The following is a 2,459-nucleotide window of genomic DNA, read 5'->3' as shown; positions in this document are numbered from 1 at the left end:
AGACCTCCGGTTCGGAACTGCTCATATACCTTCTGCTTCGGGATGTAGGTCGCCGCGTTGGGCAGCGATGGCGCTTCAGAGCCGAGTACGGCGAGTTCCTGGTCCTCGTCCGCGGACGATGCGCCGCTCACGCCCACCGCGCCGATCACGTGGCCGTCCACGAGGAGCGGCATACCGCCTTGCAGTGGAACGGCTCCGGCGAGATGCAACGCTGATGGGCGTCCGCTGGCCGTCTGGTCCTCGAAGTCCTTGCTCGGCCGCCGGTAGATCGCGGCCGTCCGGGCCTTGTCGGTCGCGACGCCGACGCTCGCCACCTGCGCCGTGTCCGGCCGAAAGATGTACACGAGGTGGCCCTCGGCGTCGACGACGGCGACCACCGGGGCGACGCCGCGGCCGGTGGCCGCGGCGCCGACCGTGTCGGCCACCCGTCGGGCGGTCTCATATGTCAGGGCAGGCACCTCGGCGGTGGTGAACGACACTGCGGCTCCCGCAAGCGACACCGACTCGTCCTGGTCGGGTGTCTCGCCGCTGGTGCCGATCGCGCCGACCACTTCACCATCGGCCCGCAGCGGGATCCCGCCGGTCAGGGCGGCGGCGCCGTGCAAGGCGAGCGCTCCGAGGCGTCCCGAGTTCACCTGTTGCTCGATGTCGCGGCTGGGCCGGACGAAGATCGCGGCCGTCCGGGCCTTGTCGACGGCCACGACGCTGCTGGCAACCTGCGCACCGGGCGTGCGGCGCAACGCGAGCACATTGCCGGCCCGGTCGACGACGGTGATGACGACCCGGTAGCCCTTCTCGCGGGCATGTTGCTCGGCGGCGAGCAGCACACTGTCGACGCCTGCATCATCGATGACCCGGCGCGTGCGGATGGCAGTCATGCGGTAACTCCCTGCGTCCCGTTTTCAGATCGATCTGATGGGGTAGCGATGGGCGCGGCGGTCACAGCGAGCGTGGCCGCCCACACAGCGGTGCCGGTGGCGATGAACAGGAGGTTGCCCGCCCGGCCGCCGAAGCAGAAGTTCACAGCACCCGGCAGCGAGATCTCTCCGATGAGGTCACCCAGCGGGCTGAAGACCTGCACACCGCTGAAAGACGACGCATAGACGCGGCCGTCGGCGTCGACCTTGAGCCCGTCCGGGAAGCCCGGGTTCGTGACGGCGAAGAGCCGGCGGTTGACCAGATGCCTGCCGTGGTCCACGTCGTAGGCAATAACGTGGTGCGGCAGGTGCGGGTAGAAACTGCCCGCCTCCTGGTTCGCGCCGCTATCGGTCACGTAGAGCACCGACTCGTCGGGGGAGAAGGCGAGCCCGTTCGGCTTGACGAAGTCGTCGGCGACGACAGTGAGCATCCCCGTGCGCGGATCCCACCGGTAGACGTGGTCACCGGCCTGCGGTTCGGGCCGAAACCCCTGCAGGTGGCCGTAACTGGGATCGGTGAACCAGATGCTGCCGTCGCTGCGGGCAACGACATCGTTCGGCGAGTTCAGCGGCAGCCCACCCCAGCTGTCGACGACCACGCTCCTGTCCCCGGTCCGCGGGTCCACGCGCGAGATCGCCGCCGACTCGGCCATGCTGCCCTGCTCACACACCAGCAGCTGGCCGCCGCCGTCGAGGGTCATGCCATTGGCGACCGGTGTTCGCTTGACCAGGGTATGGACCCAGTCCACTCCCAGGGGGAAGCGGTCCCAGTCCAGTTCGATCCGGCGGATCGCCACCTGCCAGTCGGGTGTCGGCAGGCTGGTGAAGTACAAGGCGTCGCCGCCAGCTACATAGACCGGCCCCTCGTGCGCGTCGACATCGACGACCCGATCCAGTCGGGCAGCATCACCAAGCACCCTCAGGAACTCCGGATCGTGCACGACAAACGGCGACGCCATACCAGAGGAGTGCCCGTTAGACTCCAAGCGTTACAGTGGCAGGCCAAGTTGCCGGCGACCGGCCCTACCTGGGGCCCGGTCCATGCCCGGACCTGGGGTTCCGCGATACCTAGGCCTTCGCCGTCGCCTGGCGACGCGGGGATCACTTCGCGCAGCCAGACCATTTGCTTGGCTTCGTCCGCGGCTACGGGGCACGCCCCACGCCTGGTGCGCCAACACTCAGCGCTTACGCCGTTTGTTCACTCACCGGCCGTAACGTTCGAGCCGACCGTGGAGACATAGTCCCGTGTCCGCTCAGCTCATCCGCCCTCGATGCACCGCGATCGCGTTGCTCGGGACCGCCGGGTGCGGGGCTGCGTGCCGTCGCGGGCAATACCGTGCCGCCAGGAGAGGAGATTCTGATGCCGCAGCACTTTGATGTCGTCTTGGTGGGTATGGGTGCCGGTGGCGAGGTCGCGGCGTCGCGTCTGCTGAAGGCGGGACGGTCGGTGCCGGTCGTGGAGCGGGAGCTGGTCCATCGCGGGTCAGCCTGGTCATGACCGACACCGTACCGGCGGTCGCCGGCCTCACAGCAGGCGCCGGC

At 68.6% G+C, this 2,459-nt stretch carries 2 protein-coding genes; both read right to left on the bottom strand.

What is annotated here, in order from left to right; translation table 11 throughout:
• Positions 1–878, bottom strand: an 878-nt coding sequence (locus tag VGS97_RS16425; RefSeq protein WP_326854405.1) for a heme-binding protein, incomplete at its 3' end; no start/stop codon positions are given.
• The gene (locus VGS97_RS16420; RefSeq protein WP_326854404.1) at positions 875–1,876 is read right to left on the bottom strand and encodes an SMP-30/gluconolactonase/LRE family protein; all 1,002 of its coding nucleotides are present in this window, start codon (positions 1,874–1,876) and stop codon (positions 875–877) included. The genes VGS97_RS16420 and VGS97_RS16425, both read right to left, overlap by 4 nt.
• Positions 1,877–2,459 lie beyond the last annotated feature (583 nt).

The organism is Actinocrinis sp. (genome assembly GCF_035946395.1).
Lineage (GTDB): Bacteria > Actinomycetota > Actinomycetes > Streptomycetales > Catenulisporaceae > Actinocrinis.
This window is presented reverse-complemented; position numbering and strand designations above follow the sequence as displayed.